Below are 17,953 nucleotides of genomic sequence, written 5' to 3' on the forward strand. Positions count from 1 at the left end.
AATCTGGCTCATCAATTTTCTGACTTAAATTTCGCTCAAATAAACTTCGAGTAATTTAAACCAATCAATCAATGAAATATCTTCGATTAATCAATCAGTAAAAATCCACACAAGTTGTTCTTCATAATCTCTTAATGATCTTCTCGATGCTTCGTCAGCATCAAGCTAGGTCGGCTATATTACGCTTTATTTCTAAAGTGTCAACTGGTAATTTAAATTATTTTAAACTTTCTTTCTAAAACCCAACTCAATCATTCTTAACCAAGTCATTGTTTTATCAGAAGTTTTAATCTTCATCACCGCCGATGGATGTGCATTATAGGTGAAATATTTCGCCTTGCAAGACTTTTTTCAAAAGAAATATACTGGGTGTTTATTTTATAAACCCTAAAATCGATAAACCACTGTTTTATCTTATAAATTTATTTTAACAAAAATCCACCCAATTCCTTTAAACCAAATTTTAAAACACAACTCAATGTTTTATATACAATTATTCTTATAGAAAAGCAAAAAGCAGAGCCGAAGCCCTGCTTTTGGTTTAAATAAAGTCCAAATTAGAACTTCATACTGATACGCGCCCAGTAGTTACGACCAATATTATTAAATTGCTCATTCGCAGCAAAACCCAAACCCGCATTACCCATTTTGTTTAGATGCTCGGTATAAGTTTTATCCAGTACGTTATCAATACCCACAGACACATCAACACTTTTATTGAGGTTATAGCTGCCGTTTAAAGACAATACGCCAAAGCCACTGCTTTCTTTCACATCATAGCCCACGATATTACCTTCACGTTCGCTAATACGACTTTGACCATCAACAACACGTAATAATGCACCTAAAGTATATTTATCCTGAACATAGCGCAGGTTTAAACGTCCTTCCAAAGGTGAAATTTGTGGTAACGGCGTATTGTTTGTGGTGTTTTCACCCCACGCATACATAGCACTCACATCTGCCTGTAAGGCATCAGTAAATTGATAACCTATACCAACTTCTGCACCTGCAATCGTTGCATCCACATTTCGGGTTTCAGCTTTATTGTTTGCATTGTACTTGGTCAAGATAAAATCTTGAACCAAACCCGCATAAGCCGATGCCCAAGAACTAAATGCACCATGCTCATGTTGATAGCCAAAATCCAGTTGAAGTGTTTTTTCAGTATCAATATTTTTAAATGTATTTGGATTACCATTTCCTGATTTTGGTGTAAATAATTCCCAATAATCAGGCATACGCTCTACATAACCCAAACCGACATACGTTTTTGCATCATGGTGTGGATGCTGATTTTCCAAACGGATAAAGCCACTTGGCAAAGTTTCTTTACGTTGTTGAGCTGTTTGCACTGCATCAACTTCGACCTGATCGACACGCACACCTGCAACTAATTTATTTTGATCATTAAGCTGATAACTCAATTCACCAAAACCACCATAAGATTGAAATTCCATATCAGTCAAAAGAGGCTTAGTTAGATAAGAGCCCTGCATATCTGTTTTACGAATACCATGCTCATTATTCTGAGTATCAATACCTGTTATAAACTGTAATTTATCCCATTCATGTGTCACCGCCATACGTGCATTTAATGTTTTACGCGTCACATTAGTTGCCATTTCCATCATAGGTTTGGCGCGTAAACTATAGTTATCCATCACGTGATCATTAAAGCTATAGTTCACCTGTGCTTCAATTTTCTTAATAACATCGGTGATGTTATTCTTTTCTACACGCAAACCCAAACTTTCGCGGTCAAATTCAGAACCGTCCATCATGCGGCCCGCATAAACCACTTCAGCATCACCACGACCACCCGTCAGTTCTAGCCAAGTGTTTTCATCGGGTGTCCAGCCTAAAGCGAGATCGGCATTCCAACGCTCCCAATCCGAAGGAACAGTCGTGCCATTGCCATCTTTATAGCTGTCTGCCACAGAACGGTTGGCATTTAAACGAATATATTTCTGCGCATCACCCGCAGCCGCTTCAACATTATGATCTAAACGGCCAAATGACCCCATCAAGACACTGGCTTGGCCACGATAGTTTTGACCTTCACCAAATCGCTCAGGCTTACGCTCAAACAATACCGTTGCTGCCGAACCTGTGTTGGCATATTGCACCGTTTGCGGGCCTTTAATGACGGTAATTTCATCAAAACTTTCTGGGGAAATATAAGAGGTTGGTGAATCCATACGACTCGGGCATGCACCCAAGTTTTCAGAGCCATCGGTTAAAATTTTAATACGTGAACCAAACATGCCACGGAAGGTCACATCACCATTGGTACCCGCACCACTGTTGACCGCACTAAAGCCGACGATGCTTTGTAAATAGTCTGCACCATCTGTGGCTGGAATCGGCTGAATGGGTTGTTTTGGATTAGCACGAACCACCAAACCATTAGCATCATTGCCCTGTTGTGCGGTTGCAACAATAGGCGCAAGGCTATGCGTATTTGCAGACAGCATACTTTGATCGGCAAACGCACTTGCTGAATAGCAGGCAACACAAACTGCAGCCGCAATGGGCTGTAATAAAAATTTAGGCTGAGCCATTTTATTTCTCACTTCAAAACATAAATACAGTTAGGGTCAAAGCAGACCCGAAAAACATTGAATTTATGCAAAGTGAGGTGGAGCACGCCCCTGCGGAAGTAAAAAGAGTTGCTGAAGTGCAAACCAAACGTGTTGAAAACGTTTTTGGAAAGCCAAAAGGCGCACTTGAATACGATCAAGCACTTCTTTCAGCTCTAATTCAGGTGGTAGGACTAAATTGCCATATACCGTACAGTACTGACATTGATGTGAAGCATCGTGATGATGATGTTCGTTTTGTGTCGTAACTTGTTGTTGATCTGCATGTAGATGTGAGCTGTGCACATCATGCCCCACAGCAGTCATTGTTTTGTGTGGCAATAAAAGTGCACGCGTGATGGTTTCACAGACTGGTGCAACTTGATATTGCTCAGGCAGCAAAGGCTGTAAAAAAACAGCAATCTGTAAAAAAACTGCGATAAATGAAAGCAGTAAACCACTACGCAACAACAAAAACATCTATCCTGAATTTGTGTGGCACAAGTATAACAAAGCCCAATCGAAATTGGGCTGATTTTTAGGCTTTGGTCTAAACTTGTGCGTCTAGTCTTCTTGATTGTTCTACGTCTTAACGCTTGACCGCGACTTTTTCTTTCTGACGCTGGCGCACTACTTTTTCGACTTTTTCACGGGCACGCTGACGCTTGAGCGGCGATAAATAATCGACAAATAATTTGCCATTTAAGTGATCCATTTCATGTTGGATACAAACAGCGAGAAGTTCATCCGCTTCTAGCGCAAAGGATTGGCCCTCAAGGTTAATCGCTTCAATTTTTACACGTGACGGACGCTCAACTTTGTCGTATATTTGAGGCACTGACAAACACCCTTCTTCATACGGTTGGGTCTCTTCAGTCAATGCGGTAACTTTGGGGTTAATGAAGACCATGGGTTGATCTTTATTTTCAGATAAATCCATGACAATCAGCTGAATATGATGATCGACCTGCGTTGCAGCCAGACCAATTCCGGGTGCGGCATACATCGTTTCAAACATATCTGCAGCCAGCTGACGAATTTCGTCGGTGACTTCTTCGACGGGTTTGGCAATGGTACGCAAACGGGGATCCGGGAAACTTAAAATAGGTAATAAGGCCATAGGACGTCCTCACTGATATGCCATTGATCAAAAAACCGAATGAAGGAATGCTTCATCAAAAAAATGTGTGTAAGATCGTTATTATAACGCAACTACATACATAATTTTAGGAATTATGATAATGAAAAAGGTTTTGACAGACACATCCTCTTTTCGTGTCTTGGGGTTTAAAAAGCAAGTTTTAGCACTCGCGGTATGTCTCACAGTGGGACTTGGTGCGATCAGTGTGGCTGAAGCAGCACCTGCACGAAACATCAATCCGCCTGCCTTAAAAGCCAGCGCACCAAATGTGTATGTGGTAAAAAAAGGCGATACCTTATGGGATATTTCCAAAAAATTCCTGAACAACCCATTACGTTGGCCTGAAATTTGGGCAAGTAACCGTCACGTAAAAAATCCACACTGGATTTTCCCAGGTGACCGTTTGTTGATGTGTACCTACGAAGGTCGCCCTATTATTGGTAAAGATGAAGGCGATGGCTGTGAAGGCATTATTCGTCGTTATGCAGGCAAGAGCACCAATTTACAGCCGCAAATTCGCGTGGAGTCTTTAAATAATACCATTCCTGTGATTCCACTTGACTACATCAAACACTGGTTAGAGCGCAGCAGCATTATTGCCGCAGATGCGTTACAAGGCACACCATATATTTTAGGTACTTCTGATCAACGTGTTTTAGCTGCTAAAGGTCAAAGTGTGTATGCACGTGGTGCAGGTCTGGAAGTAGGTCAACGCTACGGTGTATATCGTGAAGGCGAACCGTACATGCTGACCGATGCCAATGGTCAAAAATTCAATGCAGGCATTGAACTCACTCAAGTTGCTGCAGGTATTGCAGTACGTGGTGAAAATGACATCACCACACTTGAATTGACCGATACCTACAATGCCGAAGTGCGTCGTGGTGATCGCGTCTTACCAATTTATGACCCAATGCTGCCAACCTTGTTCTACCCAACGCATGCTGAAAATGTCAGCACAGGTGGTCAGGTGCTACGTGTGATGGGTTCGATTGGTACTGCAGCAAAACACAGTGTTGTGGCAATTGATCGCGGTACATTACATGGCGTGCAATCTGGTCATGTGTTTAGCGTAGCGCAAAAAGGCGAAGTGGTCACCGACCCGAAAACCAAAGAACGTGTTCAGCTTCCGGGCGAACGTATTGGCAATATCATGGTCTTCAAGAGCTTTGACCACATTAGCTATGCCTATGTTTTAGACAGTGAATTACCAATTAAAGTCGGTGCGAGCTTACAAGCACCACGAATGGACGACTAAAACGGTTTAAGATGGTGATGTTGAATTCATTCAGCCCACAGCAAATCAACTACATTTTGTTGTGGTATTTGGTTCAACATTCACTGTCTAGTTTTTCCAAACTCGTACAACATTATGGTTCCGTGGCTGCCGCAGTGCAGCCCGAACACCTCCTCACATGGTCAGATGTGCGCATTCATGCCAACCATCTACAACGCGCCAAAGAATATCTCAGCCCAACAGGGCAACTCGCCTTTGAACAATGTCTGAATCAACTGCAACAGCAGTGCGATTTTATTCTAACTTTGGACGATGCGGACTATCCCAATCAGTTACGACCCTATTCCAACAAGCCACCCATTTTATTTGGGCAAGGCAATGCACAGGCTTTGTTGCAAGCGCAAATTGCGATTGTCGGCAGTCGCAAAGCCAGCCCGCATGGTCGGCAAGTGGCTTATGATTTTGCTTATTATTTAAGTGAACAAGGGTTCTTTATCAATAGTGGTTTGGCACAAGGTATTGATGAAGCCGCACATCAAGGTGCTTTGCAACATCAACGTACCATTGCAGTCATGGGCACAGGTTTGGACAGCACTTATCCAAGTGCACATCACAGCCTGCGCCAAAAAATTGTAGAATCTGGTGGTGCCGTGATTACGGAGTTTTTACCACAGACTAAGCCCTTACAGCAACATTTTCCACGACGTAACCGTATTGTCAGTGGACTAAGTTTAGGCGTGATTGTTGCTGAAGCCAGTTTAAATAGTGGCTCGCTGATTACCGCGAAACTGGCAGCAGAGCAAGGCAAATTAATTTTTGCCATTCCAGGACATATTTACAGTGAATTTCATCAAGGTTGCCACCAATTGATTCGTGAAGGTGCAATTTTAGTGGATCATCCTGAACAAGTGATTGAAGATTTAGCCCTACCCACCCAATGGCAATATCAACAAAACCAAATAGCATCAAGCCAAAATCAGACTACAGCAGCTTCAACAAAAGCAAAATTATCTACACCACCGACTGAAGCAATACTTCAAACCACCACAACAAAAACAGCAGATACAAGTACACCGCATATTCCCGAGCATTTATTGGCACTGTATCAACAACTGGATTGGGTCGGACAAAGCATCGATCACTTGGCACAGCAACTGAATTTAGATATTGCCACACTCACCAGCGCATTAATGGAACTGGAACTCATGGGCTTCTGTTTACAACAATCAGGTTTATATCTGCGTTGTCGTCCACTCAAATAAGGTTCACAATAAGCGCCTATTTCACGTTTCTGTTTAGGTAAAACTCCCATGATTACAACTTCTGTCACCGAAGCCGCTGCATGTCTACAACAAGGACAGGTACTGGCCTATCCTACAGAGGCGGTTTGGGGATTGGGATGTGATCCATATAATCAACAGGCATTTTTGGAAATTTTGCGTCTGAAACAGCGTCCGATTGAAAAAGGTGTGATTTTACTGGCAGGACATCTGTCACAAGTAGAGCATTTGCTGCAGGATTTAAACCCCGAAATGCGAGATCGCGTAATTGCGTCATGGACGAATACTTATCCCACAGATCGAGCAACCACCTGGCTATTACCCAGCACAGCCGCAATTCCAGAGTGGATTACAGGTCAACACCCCAAAGTAGCGGTGCGCGTAACCAATCATCCTTTATGTATGGCGTTATGCCATGCCTTTGATGGCTTTATTGTATCGACCAGTGCCAATCCTGCGGGACTTGCCCCTGCACGCTCTTTGCAAGAGACAACGCAATATTTCCATCAACAATTGCACTACTTAAATGGTGATTTGGGTTTAAGCCAGCAACCTAGCCGTATTTTAGATGCAGAGAGTGGGGCAGTGATTCGCGCCTAGCTTTAGACAAATTTTAGTTGACATCCTCCCCGACCTAAAGGACGGAGATTCCTACTGCTAGACGCTCATGCCCGAGCGCAAGAATATTCAGTGCGGAATTTACATCCCGATCATGGAGCGTACCGCACTCCACACACTGCCATTCTCTTATTCCAAGTCCTGCTCTACCTTCCGGACTACTGGAGCGTGAGCCACAGCACGAACAAATTTGGGTGGTATAGGCTTCATTGACTTCTTCATAACATACCCCTGCGTTCTCGCATTTATACTTGAGCATGGTTCTTAGTGTTGTCCAACTGGCATCTAGCACTGATTTAGCCAATCTGGTTTGTGCTAATGCTTTGGCATTCACATTGCCAACGAAGATGGCTGCATGTTCATTAACCAATTTTCGGCTGAATTGATGCAGCATGTTTTGTCTTACATTTTTAATCTTGGCATGGATGGCTTTGACACGTTTCTTATTTTTTGCACGTTGAGCAATACCAAGTTTTTGTTCATATTGCCGATAGATTTGAGGTGCTTTAAGTTTTACGCCATCTGAACAAGTCGCTAAATCTTTTAAACCTAAATCTATGCCAATTGAGGTTTTAGCGTTGTTTTTTCTATTTTGACTGCATCAACTACAAGACAAACATACCAACGTCCACGACTATCTTCTACGAATGTGCCTGTTTTGATATTGTATTGACTTAATCCGTAACTATCCCATAGTTTAAATTGATGCTTGCCATATTGAACATAGCCATCAGCATATTTGATTGCAACCTTTTTAAACGGTATCCAACCCAGTGAACGTCTAGCTGATTTTTTATTACTGACACGCCATTTTAGTTTTGCTTTTTTGAACTGCTTGCGTCTTGTGACCAATTCTTCTGTCACTGCCTGAATAGTTTGACTGTGCAAGTTGCATTCTTTCGATGTGCCTTTCGTGTATTTTGCAAGGTCGTATGCTGAAAAGAATTGTTGTTTACGTTGTAGATGCTTAAAACACAAATCATTGACATAATTCCAGACAAAATTTACTTCGGATGCTAACTGATTTAGCACCTTGCAATGTTTGTCTTTTATGCGTAATTTGAGTGTCTTCATCCAATTATTTTAACAGTATTTTTCTTAATAGTGACTATAGTACAAGTATTTAAAACGACATTTCGTGTCGTTCATATGGTTTACTCCAGTGGCTTATATCCTCGTGCTGAACCACGAGGTTTTACGCTCCAGTGGATAAAAAAAAGCTCAACCATATAGGGATGGTTGAGCATAAAAAGGATGTGTATAAAAGCACATCCAGAGGGTTTGAAAATCTTGCTGCAAATGATATTTCACTGATTATTGAATACTGTGGATCATTTTCAGTACGTGAATTATGGAGTAATTTAGTCGACTATACAAATAGATTTTTCCTATTAATCCAAGACAAATATTCAATGAAAGATTCATCTTTTTTTCTTAACAATTTAAATTATCTTACTATTTTTACAATTATTTTAGAAAAATTAAAAAAACTGTCATAACTCATAACACTCAATACTGTATAAATTTTGAATAAAAGGCATTTTAAATACACCTTTATGTGATCAAAAAAACACCAATTAAACTCAACTTTTTGCTTGAATGTGTACGCGTGCTTTCATTTGTGCCAACACAATACCCGTTAAAATAATCAATCCACCGATACTGTGATAACTCCCCCACACTTCTGCCAACCAAAAATATGCAATGATAGCCGTGAAAACAGGCATCAAATTCATAAAAATACTGGTGCGATTTGGCCCTAAATATTGAACGGCCAACATCCATACCAAAGGTGCAATAATTGAAGGAAATATACCTGCATACAGCACACTTAAACCATTTTGGCTATTTAAATGATCCAAGCCGAACCACAAAATAAATGGCAGATGGTAAAGTAAGGCGAATATAATTTGCACATAAAGACTCAGCATGAGCGGCAATTTTAAATTCCATTTCTTTAAAAACACCCCATAAAAGGCGTAAAAAAATACCGCCAAAACCATGAGCATATCGCCCGCATGTCCTGTCAGCTGACTGAGTTGACGCAAATCTCCTTGTGCAATCACATACAACAAACCCGAAAATGAAATAATGCAGCCCAAAACCGCAAATCGTGTCGGAATGTCTTTTAAGATCAGCAATGAAACCAAAACCGTAAACATGGGAATAAACGCATTAATAATGCCCATATTGGTTGCAGTGGTGTAATTGGCTGCGGTATAGCTTAGACCTTGATACAGCACCAAACCAAAAGCACTAAGCACTGCCAACTGTTTCAAATGTGGACGAATCAACTCACGCTGCTGCCAAACTTTGGGCAATATCCACGGGGTTAAAATCAGAAAAGCAATCAACCAGCGATAAAAACTGATACTGACGGGTGAAATATACTCCGCCACATACCTCGTTACTGCAATATTTAAAGACCAAATCAATACCGCAATCAATGGCAATAAAATTGCCCAAAATACGCCTTTATCTGACCGTATCATGTATTCATCATCCTTGTTGTACCAAACAGCATACCTGCTGTGAAACCCTTTTCTATAACTGACTTGTGATGCAAAGTGCTAAAAACCCAGTGTCTATTTATGGCACTTTTCGCTCGATTTATCCATCAATAAAATAAAATGCAGATACGAATTACATTTTTCTGCGCAATATCACGGCTATGCGGGATTCCATCAGTGTCGTAAATTTCTTTGCTATAAAACTTGCTGTACCCAAAAATTACAGTTACAACAGTAGCGGTAAAATACAGATTCTAGGAAGCAACTATGCGCACTTCAGTTTATGACATTGCAGTAAAAACCAATCAGGGTACGGAAACCACATTAAATCAATATGCAGGAAAAGTGTTGTTGATCGTGAACGTGGCATCAAAATGTGGCTTAACCCCGCAATACGAAGGCTTACAGCAACTCTACGCAGCAAAACAGGCACAAGGCTTAGAAATTTTAGCCTTTCCATCGAATGATTTCTTGGCACAAGAACCGGGCAGCGATACAGAAATTCAGGAATTTTGCTCACTGAATTATCAGGTGAGTTTTCCATTGTTTGCTAAAATTCCAGTCGTGGGTGCAGAAAAACATCCTCTCTACACGGCTTTAACGCAAGCAATTCCTGAACGTATTGGTGAAGGCCCATGGTGGAAAGATTTGGTTGATTACGGCTTAACCCCAAATGAACCACCTGAAGTATTGTGGAACTTTGAAAAGTTTTTGGTGAATAAACAAGGTGAAGTGGTGGCGCGTTTTGCCCCAGATTTAACCGCAGATGACCCGCGCATTGTAGAAGCGATTGAGGCTGAATTGGCTAAATAATTTTTTATTCAGCAAGTTAAAGAGTTCTTTCATAAATTCTCTTTAAATCAATAATTCAGCTCCCTCATCCTCTTGCGGAATATATTCCACATCCTGAGCCATATATGGCGCAAGAGAAGGGACTATCAATATCAATTCGACATCAATTCGACGCATTACTTATGATCATTTTTCTTTTATGAAAGAAGTGTAATTCATAGGAGTTTCTTTAAAACTCCTATTTTTTTTGATTTAGACAAAAAAATTAAGATTTGTTATTGCTTTGCAACAATCTGTTTTTTATTCATATTTTCGTTTTATATTCATTCTCAATGAGTACCAAAAATCACATGAATATGAAAAATGTATCTTCGAAGACACTACTTCCGTTTGCACTATTGAGTTCTGCCTTGCTACTCAGCGCCTGTGATCAAATGAACACGCCGCAAACGCAAACAACTAATCAAGATGATTCCAGCGCATCATCCAACAGCAATACAAACCCAACCAACGCTCCATTAAGCAGTGGCAATATGTTCTATATTGTGCGCGATGTGGCTGATCTACAGCTCAAAGCAGGTCAATATGTCGAACAACTGAATCAAACCAAGTCTGAATTGCAAACCGCTGTAGATGCGCAAGATCCACAACAATTACAAATTGCAGCGACTCAATTACAACAGCAGTTACAAGGCTTCAATCAAACACTAAGCAGCCTAGACTTAAAAACACAGGAAATTGATACCATCCGTCAAAACTTATTGGCTGCCAATCAGCAAGTTTTGGCTTCACCATTTTTAAATGGACAAATCGATTTAAGCAAAGTGGACTTTAAAAAACTGGAACAGCAAATGGGGAGTATTCAAGCTGAAATGCTAAAGCTGGCGGGGATGATTTTACAGGGCGAATCGAATCAACCTACTGATACCACCAATATGGCATCCTAAGCAAAGATAAGACTTCAATTATAAACAGTATAAAAAAAGCCACTCTTTCGAGTGGCTTTTTTCAATCTTAAACCGACAATTAAAGTGCGCGGTTTTTGATTTTGCGGATGGTTTCCAACTGTGCAGCAGTTTCTGCCAAAGCAGCCAAAGCAGCAGCAGAGTCCAAATCGCTCTTTTGATTTGCCAACAATTGTTCAGCGTGTTTACGCGCTTCAATAATTGCCGCTTCATCTAAGTTTTCTGCACGAACTGCAGTATCTGCAAGAATCGTAACAACATGCGGTTGAACTTCTAGAACGCCACCAGATACATAGATTAATTCTTCTGTACCATTTTCCAGCAGAACGCGGATTGCACCCGGCTGAAGCAAAGTTACCAGTGGTGCGTGACCCGGCATAATACCGAGTTCACCGCCAGCACCTTTTGCAATTAGCATAGTCACAGTGCCCGAGTACAAAGACTCTTTTACACTTACAACATCACATTGCATAGTCGCCATGAGAATCTCCTAAATTAGAGCTGCTAATTAAAGTTTCTCGGCTTTAGCAATCACTTCGTCAATACCACCAACCATATAGAACGCTTGTTCTGGGATATGATCGTATTCACCAGCTAGAAGACCTTTAAAGCCACGAATTGTATCTTTAAGCGGTACAAGTTTACCAGGCGCGCCAGTAAATACTTCAGCTACGTGGAACGGTTGAGAGAAGAAACGTTGGATCTTACGTGCACGGTATACAGTAAGTTTGTCTTCTTCTGACAATTCGTCCATACCAAGAATTGCGATAATGTCTTTCAATTCTTTATAACGTTGAAGAACGTTTTGAACTGAACGAGCAATTTCGTAATGCTCAGTACCAACAACTAATGGATCTAACTGACGTGAAGTTGAGTCTAGTGGATCGATCGCAGGGTAAATACCTTGAGATGCAATGTCACGGCTCAATACTACAGTTGCGTCTAAGTGCGCGAACGTTGTAGCAGGTGATGGGTCAGTTAAGTCATCGGCAGGTACGTATACAGCTTGAATAGATGTAATCGAACCAGACTTAGTTGAAGTAATACGTTCTTGAAGAACACCCATCTCTTCTGCAAGTGTAGGCTGATAACCTACTGCAGATGGCATACGACCTAGAAGTGCTGATACTTCAGTACCTGCTAGTGTATAACGGTAGATGTTGTCTACGAACAATAATACGTCACGACCTTTACCGTTCTCATCTTTTTGATCACGGAAGTACTCAGCCATAGTCAAACCAGTTAACGCTACGCGTAAACGGTTACCAGGTGGCTCGTTCATCTGACCGTAGACCATTGCTACTTTGTCAAGAACGTTAGAGTCTTTCATTTCGTGATAGAAGTCGTTACCTTCACGAGTACGCTCACCAACACCAGCGAATACAGATAAACCTGAGTGCGCTTTAGCGATGTTGTTGATCAACTCCATCATATTTACGGTTTTACCAACACCCGCACCACCGAACAGACCAACTTTACCACCTTTCGCGAACGGGCAAAGTAAGTCAATGACTTTAATACCAGTTTCTAAAAGGTCAGTAGAAGCCGCTTGTTCTGCATAAGAAGGCGCTTGACGGTGAATTGGTAAACGCTCTTCAGTTGCAACTGGACCAGCTTCGTCGATAGGGCGACCAAGAACGTCCATGATACGACCAAGTGTCGCTGTACCTACTGGTACAGAGATTGGCGCGTTAGTGTTAGTTACGTTCAAACCACGCTTAAGGCCTTCAGTAGAACCCATTGCAATAGTACGAACTACGCCATCACCAAGTTGTTGCTGAACTTCTAATGTAGTTTCAGTACCGTCAACTTGGAGAGCGTCATAGATCTTAGGAACGCTGTTGCGTTCAAACTCGACGTCGATAACCGCGCCGATGATCTGAATGATACGACCGCCACTCATTGCTGTCTCCTCAATTCAAACTAATAATGTTAAACGGCAGCGGCACCACCAACGATTTCAGAAATTTCCTGAGTAATCGCGGCTTGACGCAGCTTGTTATAAATAAGTTGTAGGCTCTTGATCAGTTCACCTGCGTTATCTGTTGCAGCTTTCATTGCAACCATACGCGCAGACTGTTCACATGCGATGTTTTCAATCACACCTTGATAAACCATAGACTCGATGTAACGAACCAATAAACCATTTAACAGCTCTTCAGCTTCTGGTTCATAGATATAATCCCAACCGTATTGACGGTTAAGAGTCTTGTTTTCTTCAGCAGATGCTAAAGGAACAAGTTGTTCGATTTTCTGATCTTGAGTCATGGCATTGACAAAGCCGTTTGACACGAGGTAAATGCGATCTAACTCGCCTTTATCGTACGCATCTAACATCACTTGCACAGAGCCAGATAACTGTTCAAGACTTGGCGCGTCACCTACGTTTGTAGTTGCACCAAGCACTTTACCGCCGTAGTTTTTAAAAAACGAAACCGCTTTTTGACCAATTAAAGCAAACTGAACTTCAATTGACTGCTCTTGTTGTTGCTGTACATGCTTTACAACTTTCTTGAACAAGTTAATGTTCAAGCCACCTGCCAAACCACGATCTGAAGACACGATGATATAACCAACGCGTTTTACAGGGCGTTCAATCATATAACGGTGTTTGTATTCAGGGTTCGCCTGTACCAAATGAGCAATTACACGGTGCATATTTTCGGCATACGGACGGCCTTGAGCCATGCGCTCTTGCGCACGACGCATCTTAGAAGCAGCAACCATTTGCATCGCGCGAGTAATCTTTTGCGTGCTCTTGATACTAGCAACTTTGGCGCGAATTTCTTTTAAATTTGCCATACGCTTAACCTAGTATTCGAAAGCCCTTTCAGGCTTCCGAAGGTTGATTCCGTGAACCAAACCCCTAACTAGCCAATGCTAAATTAGTAAGTTTGAGTCGCTTTAAAGCTTTCAATACCTGCTTTGATTGCAGCTTCGATGTCTTTGTTGAAATCACCAGTTTCATCGATTTGTTGCATTAACGCAGCATGTTCTGAACGGAAGTAAGAGATTAACGCAGCATCAAAGTCTACGATTTTCTTCACTTCTACGTCAGCCATATAGCCTTCGTTAGATGCATAAACTGAAACAGCTTGGTCAGCAATTGAGTATGGCGCATATTGTTTCTGCTTCATTAACTCAGTTACACGTTGACCATGTTCAAGTTGCTTACGAGTTGCTTCGTCAAGGTCAGAAGCGAACTGAGCAAACGCTGCCAATTCACGGTATTGCGCCAAAGCGGTACGGATACCACCAGACAATTTTTTGATGATCTTAGTTTGAGCAGAACCACCAACACGCGATACAGAAATACCCGCGTTCACAGCAGGACGAATACCCGCGTTGAATAATGATGTTTCTAAGAAGATCTGACCATCTGTAATCGAAATTACGTTGGTTGGTACGAATGCAGATACGTCACCTGCTTGAGTTTCAATAATCGGCAATGCAGTTAAAGAACCAGTTTGACCTTTAACTTCACCGTTAGTGAATTTCTCAACATAGTCAGCAGATACACGAGAAGCACGCTCAAGTAGACGCGAGTGTAGATAGAACACGTCACCTGGATATGCTTCACGACCTGGTGGACGACGTAAAAGCAATGAAATTTGACGATACGCAACAGCTTGCTTAGACAAGTCATCATAAATGATTAACGCGTCTTCACCACGGTCACGGTAGTATTCACCCATTGTACAACCAGAGTACGGAGCTAAATACAGCATTGCTGCTGGATCAGATGCACCTGCTGCGACAACAGTGGTATACGCCATAGCGCCAGTTTCTTCTAGCTTACGTACTACGTTTGCGATAGTCGATTGTTTTTGACCAATTGCTACGTATACACACTTAATGCCAGAGTTTTTCTGAGCGATGATCGCATCGATCGCCATTGCTGTTTTACCAGTTTGACGGTCACCAATGATCAACTCACGTTGACCACGGCCTACAGGGATCATGGTATCAACTGATTTATAACCAGTTTGAACAGGTTGATCCACTGATTGACGCCAAATTACGCCTGGTGCTACTTTTTCTACAGCATCAGTTAATTTTGCATCAATAGGGCCTTTACCATCAATTGGGTTACCCAAAGCATCTACCACACGGCCTAAAAGTTCTGGACCAACCGGAACTTCTAATACACGACCTGTGCAACGTGCTTTTTGACCTTCTTGAAGGCTTAAGTAGTTACCTAAAACAACGACGCCCACTGAATCCTGTTCTAGGTTCAGTGCCATACCAAATAAGCCGCCGTCGAATTCGATCATTTCACCGTACATTGCATCAGCAAGGCCGTGAATGCGCACAATACCGTCGGATACCATAACAATGGTACCTTCGTTTTTAGCGGTCGCGCTGGTGTCCAGATCGCCGATACGCTGTTTAATGAGCGCACTGATCTCGGATGGATTCAGTTGTTGCATTGCGCTATACCTCAATCTTTTATTAGTTCAGTCTTCGCAATTAAGCTAAAAGACGTGTCCGCATTTTTTCAAGCTTGTTAAGCGCAGAATCATCTATCACTTGGTCGCCTGCACGAATAACCACACCCGCAATTAACGCTGGGTTCACTTCTACAGAAACATTTACTGCCGCAGCGAAACGTTTTTCTAACGCTTGAGCAAGAATTTGTTCTTGTACAGAAGTCAATGGGAATGCTGATTCAATCACAACATCCACAGTATTGTTATTCTGTGATTTGAGCTGTTCGTATTCTGCTTGAATTTCAGGAAGCAAAGCCAAACGGTTGTTTTCAGCAAGCAATGTCAAAAAGTTTGACACTGCTGCAGTTTGGTCTTCACCTAAAACTTTGGCAAAAATACTCACCTGCTCAGCAGGCGTAAGCTCAGGGCGATTTAAGTAAGCTGAAAATGCTTCGTCTTGCACCGCAGCACTGAGCAAGTTAAGTGCTGTTGACCAATTGTCAGTTGCACCTTGCTCAGAAGCGTAAGCAAATGCTGCTTTAGCGTATGGGCGTGCCAACGTCAAGAGTTCAGCCATAATCTGCCTCTCTCTTAAAGTTTAGCAGCCAGCTGAGTCAGCATGGCATTGTGAGCTTCTGCGTCAACTTGCTGGCTAAGAATTTTCTCTGCACCAGTTACTGCAAGCGCAGCTACTTGTTGACGTAATTCTTCGCGAGCAGAATTGATTTCTGTATCAACAGCTTCTTTCGCTTGTTGACGAATACGCTCACCTTCAGCAGATGCTTGGGTACGCGCTTCTTCTACCAATTGTGCTGCACGACGATTCGCTTGTTCGATCAATTGAGCCGCTTGTGCTTTAGCTGCATCTAATTCAGCTTTCACTTGAGCTTGCGCATCGGCAAGATCAGCTTTGGCTTTCTCAGCTGCATTTAAGCCGTCAGCAATACGACGCTGACGCTCACTAATCGCATTGATTAGTGGTGGCCATACAAACTTCATGCAGAATGCGACGAAAATCGCAAATGCAATCGCTTGGCCAAACAATGTGAGGTTGATATTCATTGCAAATTCCTCAAATAGTGAATTTCGGAATTAAGCTGATTAACCTACAAATGGATTAGCGAAGATGAAGAACAAGCCAATACCAACACCGATCATAGGCACAGCATCAAGAAGACCTGCGATTAAGAACATACGAGTTTGAAGTTGTGGAGCCAATTCTGGTTGACGAGCAACAGCTTCAAGGAAGCGACCGCCTAAAAGACCAAAACCAATCGCAGTACCTAAAGCACCGAAAGCGATCAAGATAGCAGATGCAATTGCAACTAGACCTAAAGTGAGTTCCATGATAATTCCTCAGAGGTTAGGTTTTATACCAAATTAAGTTAAAAAATTGTGTGCCCAACCGCCCGATGACAGTTAGGCCATACCATTAATGCTTTTCGCTTGCCATGCTCATGTACACGATAGTCAACATCATGAAAATGAATGCTTGTAGCGTAATAATCAAAATGTGGAAAATCGCCCAAGGCACAGACAATGCCCACTGGATCCAGAACGGTAATAACGCGATAAGAATGAAGATTAACTCACCCGCATACATGTTACCGAACAGTCGTAGAGCCAATGAAACTGGTCGCGCCAAGAAAGTAGTCAATTCCAACAATAAGTTGAATGGAATTAAAAGCACTTTAGCAACTGGATTACTTGGGTTGAATGGGTTAAGTGCCAACTCACCAACGAAGCCGCCAACACCTTTCTCACGAATACTATAGAAAATAATTAAGAAGAATACAGAAATAGACATACCTAAGGTAATGTTTGGATCTGTAGTCGGAACAATTTTAAAGTAAACCTGATGAGGGTCCACACCCAGCATAGATGCAATCGCCTGTTGAGCTACATAAGGAATAAAGTCAACAGGGATTAAATCCATCAAGTTCATGAGGAAAATCCACACGAAAATGGTTAATGCTAAGGGTGCAATTAATCGAGACTTCCCATGGAAGGTATCACGTACACTTGAATCCACAAACTCGATAATCACTTCAATTACTGACTGGAATTTACCAGGCACGCCTGAATTTGCAGCTTTCGCAACAATCCAGAACAATAAACAGAAGATCAGACCAAGTCCGATAGACCAACCCATTGAATCCAAGTGAATAGCAGTGAACCCCATCTGTTGAGCTTCTTCAGCAGACTCAGCCAACTTCCATGAACCGTCTGGCATTTTGCCATAGGTCATATTGGTCAAGTGATGCTTGATATACTCGGTCGAAGTAAGGGCATGTTCTTCAGCAGCCATAAATCACACCTGGTCAATGTAAAAAAACTAATAGAACAAACGAACATCGCGTGCTGCTTGATATCTCGCCTATTCCTGAAAAACTTTTCA

18 protein-coding genes and 1 pseudogene are annotated in these 17,953 nt (G+C 41.9%); 6 read left to right on the forward strand and 13 right to left on the reverse strand.

Features of this window, described 5'->3' with window-relative positions; all coding sequences use genetic code 11:
- Positions 1–557 precede the first annotated feature (557 nt).
- The 3 genes from E0H79_RS07225 to def form a co-directional block, all read right to left on the reverse strand.
- Positions 558–2,564, reverse strand: coding sequence for a TonB-dependent copper receptor (locus E0H79_RS07225; protein WP_131261253.1), 2,007 nt, complete (start codon positions 2,562–2,564; stop codon positions 558–560).
- A gap of 63 nt (positions 2,565–2,627) precedes the next feature.
- Entirely contained in the window at positions 2,628–3,056 is a 429-nt protein-coding gene (locus tag E0H79_RS07230; RefSeq protein ID WP_104853276.1) for a DUF2946 family protein, read from the reverse strand.
- 115 nt (positions 3,057–3,171) lie between these two features.
- Entirely contained in the window at positions 3,172–3,702 is a 531-nt protein-coding gene (def, locus tag E0H79_RS07235) for a peptide deformylase (RefSeq protein ID WP_004970115.1), read from the reverse strand.
- A gap of 121 nt (positions 3,703–3,823) precedes the next feature.
- Between def and E0H79_RS07240 the strand changes: the two genes are divergently transcribed.
- The 3 genes from E0H79_RS07240 to E0H79_RS07250 are packed head-to-tail and all read left to right on the forward strand — an operon-like array spanning position 3,824 to position 6,840.
- Positions 3,824–4,981 (forward strand): LysM peptidoglycan-binding domain-containing protein, encoded by a 1,158-nt coding sequence (locus E0H79_RS07240; RefSeq protein WP_070155503.1) that lies wholly within the window; start codon positions 3,824–3,826, stop codon positions 4,979–4,981.
- A 17-nt stretch (positions 4,982–4,998) separates the two neighbouring features.
- Positions 4,999–6,222 (forward strand): DNA-processing protein DprA, encoded by a 1,224-nt coding sequence (gene dprA / locus E0H79_RS07245; protein ID WP_004970117.1) that lies wholly within the window; start codon positions 4,999–5,001, stop codon positions 6,220–6,222.
- A 48-nt stretch (positions 6,223–6,270) separates the two neighbouring features.
- Positions 6,271–6,840: an L-threonylcarbamoyladenylate synthase gene (locus tag E0H79_RS07250; protein ID WP_004970120.1), complete on the forward strand. Its 570-nt coding sequence runs from the start codon at positions 6,271–6,273 to the stop codon at positions 6,838–6,840.
- Between the two features lie 34 nt (positions 6,841–6,874).
- Here E0H79_RS07250 and E0H79_RS07255 read toward each other — a convergent pair.
- Positions 6,875–7,932, reverse strand: a pseudogene (locus E0H79_RS07255) (RNA-guided endonuclease InsQ/TnpB family protein).
- Positions 7,933–8,063: 131 nt separating this feature from the next.
- Here E0H79_RS07255 and E0H79_RS07260 point away from each other — a divergent pair.
- Positions 8,064–8,357: a hypothetical protein gene (locus tag E0H79_RS07260; RefSeq protein ID WP_228258776.1), complete on the forward strand. Its 294-nt coding sequence runs from the start codon at positions 8,064–8,066 to the stop codon at positions 8,355–8,357.
- Between the two features lie 84 nt (positions 8,358–8,441).
- Here the strand turns inward: E0H79_RS07260 and E0H79_RS07265 are convergent, their stop codons facing one another.
- Positions 8,442–9,350, reverse strand: coding sequence for a DMT family transporter (locus tag E0H79_RS07265; protein ID WP_096902732.1), 909 nt, complete (start codon positions 9,348–9,350; stop codon positions 8,442–8,444).
- Between the two features lie 285 nt (positions 9,351–9,635).
- Between E0H79_RS07265 and E0H79_RS07270 the strand changes: the two genes are divergently transcribed.
- Complete coding sequence (locus tag E0H79_RS07270) at positions 9,636–10,181, forward strand: glutathione peroxidase (protein ID WP_004970127.1); 546 nt, start codon at positions 9,636–9,638, stop codon at positions 10,179–10,181.
- A gap of 335 nt (positions 10,182–10,516) precedes the next feature.
- Complete coding sequence (locus E0H79_RS07275; RefSeq protein WP_104853273.1) at positions 10,517–11,107, forward strand: hypothetical protein; 591 nt, start codon at positions 10,517–10,519, stop codon at positions 11,105–11,107.
- 79 nt (positions 11,108–11,186) lie between these two features.
- Here the strand turns inward: E0H79_RS07275 and E0H79_RS07280 are convergent, their stop codons facing one another.
- From E0H79_RS07280 to atpB, 8 genes are all read right to left on the reverse strand, one after another.
- Positions 11,187–11,606: a F0F1 ATP synthase subunit epsilon gene (locus tag E0H79_RS07280; RefSeq protein ID WP_004970132.1), complete on the reverse strand. Its 420-nt coding sequence runs from the start codon at positions 11,604–11,606 to the stop codon at positions 11,187–11,189.
- 27 nt (positions 11,607–11,633) lie between these two features.
- Positions 11,634–13,028 (reverse strand): F0F1 ATP synthase subunit beta, encoded by a 1,395-nt coding sequence (gene atpD / locus E0H79_RS07285; protein ID WP_004970134.1) that lies wholly within the window; start codon positions 13,026–13,028, stop codon positions 11,634–11,636.
- A gap of 29 nt (positions 13,029–13,057) precedes the next feature.
- A complete protein-coding gene (atpG, locus tag E0H79_RS07290) occupies positions 13,058–13,927 on the reverse strand; it encodes a F0F1 ATP synthase subunit gamma (protein ID WP_004970136.1) in 870 nt (289 codons plus the stop codon).
- 83 nt (positions 13,928–14,010) lie between these two features.
- A complete protein-coding gene (gene atpA / locus E0H79_RS07295; RefSeq protein WP_004970138.1) occupies positions 14,011–15,555 on the reverse strand; it encodes a F0F1 ATP synthase subunit alpha in 1,545 nt (514 codons plus the stop codon).
- Positions 15,556–15,595: 40 nt separating this feature from the next.
- Positions 15,596–16,132 (reverse strand): F0F1 ATP synthase subunit delta, encoded by a 537-nt coding sequence (locus tag E0H79_RS07300; RefSeq protein WP_004970141.1) that lies wholly within the window; start codon positions 16,130–16,132, stop codon positions 15,596–15,598.
- A 14-nt stretch (positions 16,133–16,146) separates the two neighbouring features.
- Positions 16,147–16,617 (reverse strand): F0F1 ATP synthase subunit B, encoded by a 471-nt coding sequence (locus tag E0H79_RS07305; protein ID WP_004970142.1) that lies wholly within the window; start codon positions 16,615–16,617, stop codon positions 16,147–16,149.
- Positions 16,618–16,656: 39 nt separating this feature from the next.
- Positions 16,657–16,902 carry a F0F1 ATP synthase subunit C gene (gene atpE, locus E0H79_RS07310; protein ID WP_000424060.1) on the reverse strand — a complete coding sequence of 82 codons (246 nt, stop codon included), beginning with the start codon at positions 16,900–16,902 and terminating at the stop codon, positions 16,657–16,659.
- An 85-nt stretch (positions 16,903–16,987) separates the two neighbouring features.
- Positions 16,988–17,863: a F0F1 ATP synthase subunit A gene (gene atpB / locus E0H79_RS07315; protein ID WP_004970145.1), complete on the reverse strand. Its 876-nt coding sequence runs from the start codon at positions 17,861–17,863 to the stop codon at positions 16,988–16,990.
- Positions 17,864–17,953: the final 90 nt, after the last annotated feature.

The organism is Acinetobacter sp. ANC 5045 (assembly GCF_004331005.1).
Classification (GTDB): domain Bacteria; phylum Pseudomonadota; class Gammaproteobacteria; order Pseudomonadales; family Moraxellaceae; genus Acinetobacter; species Acinetobacter towneri.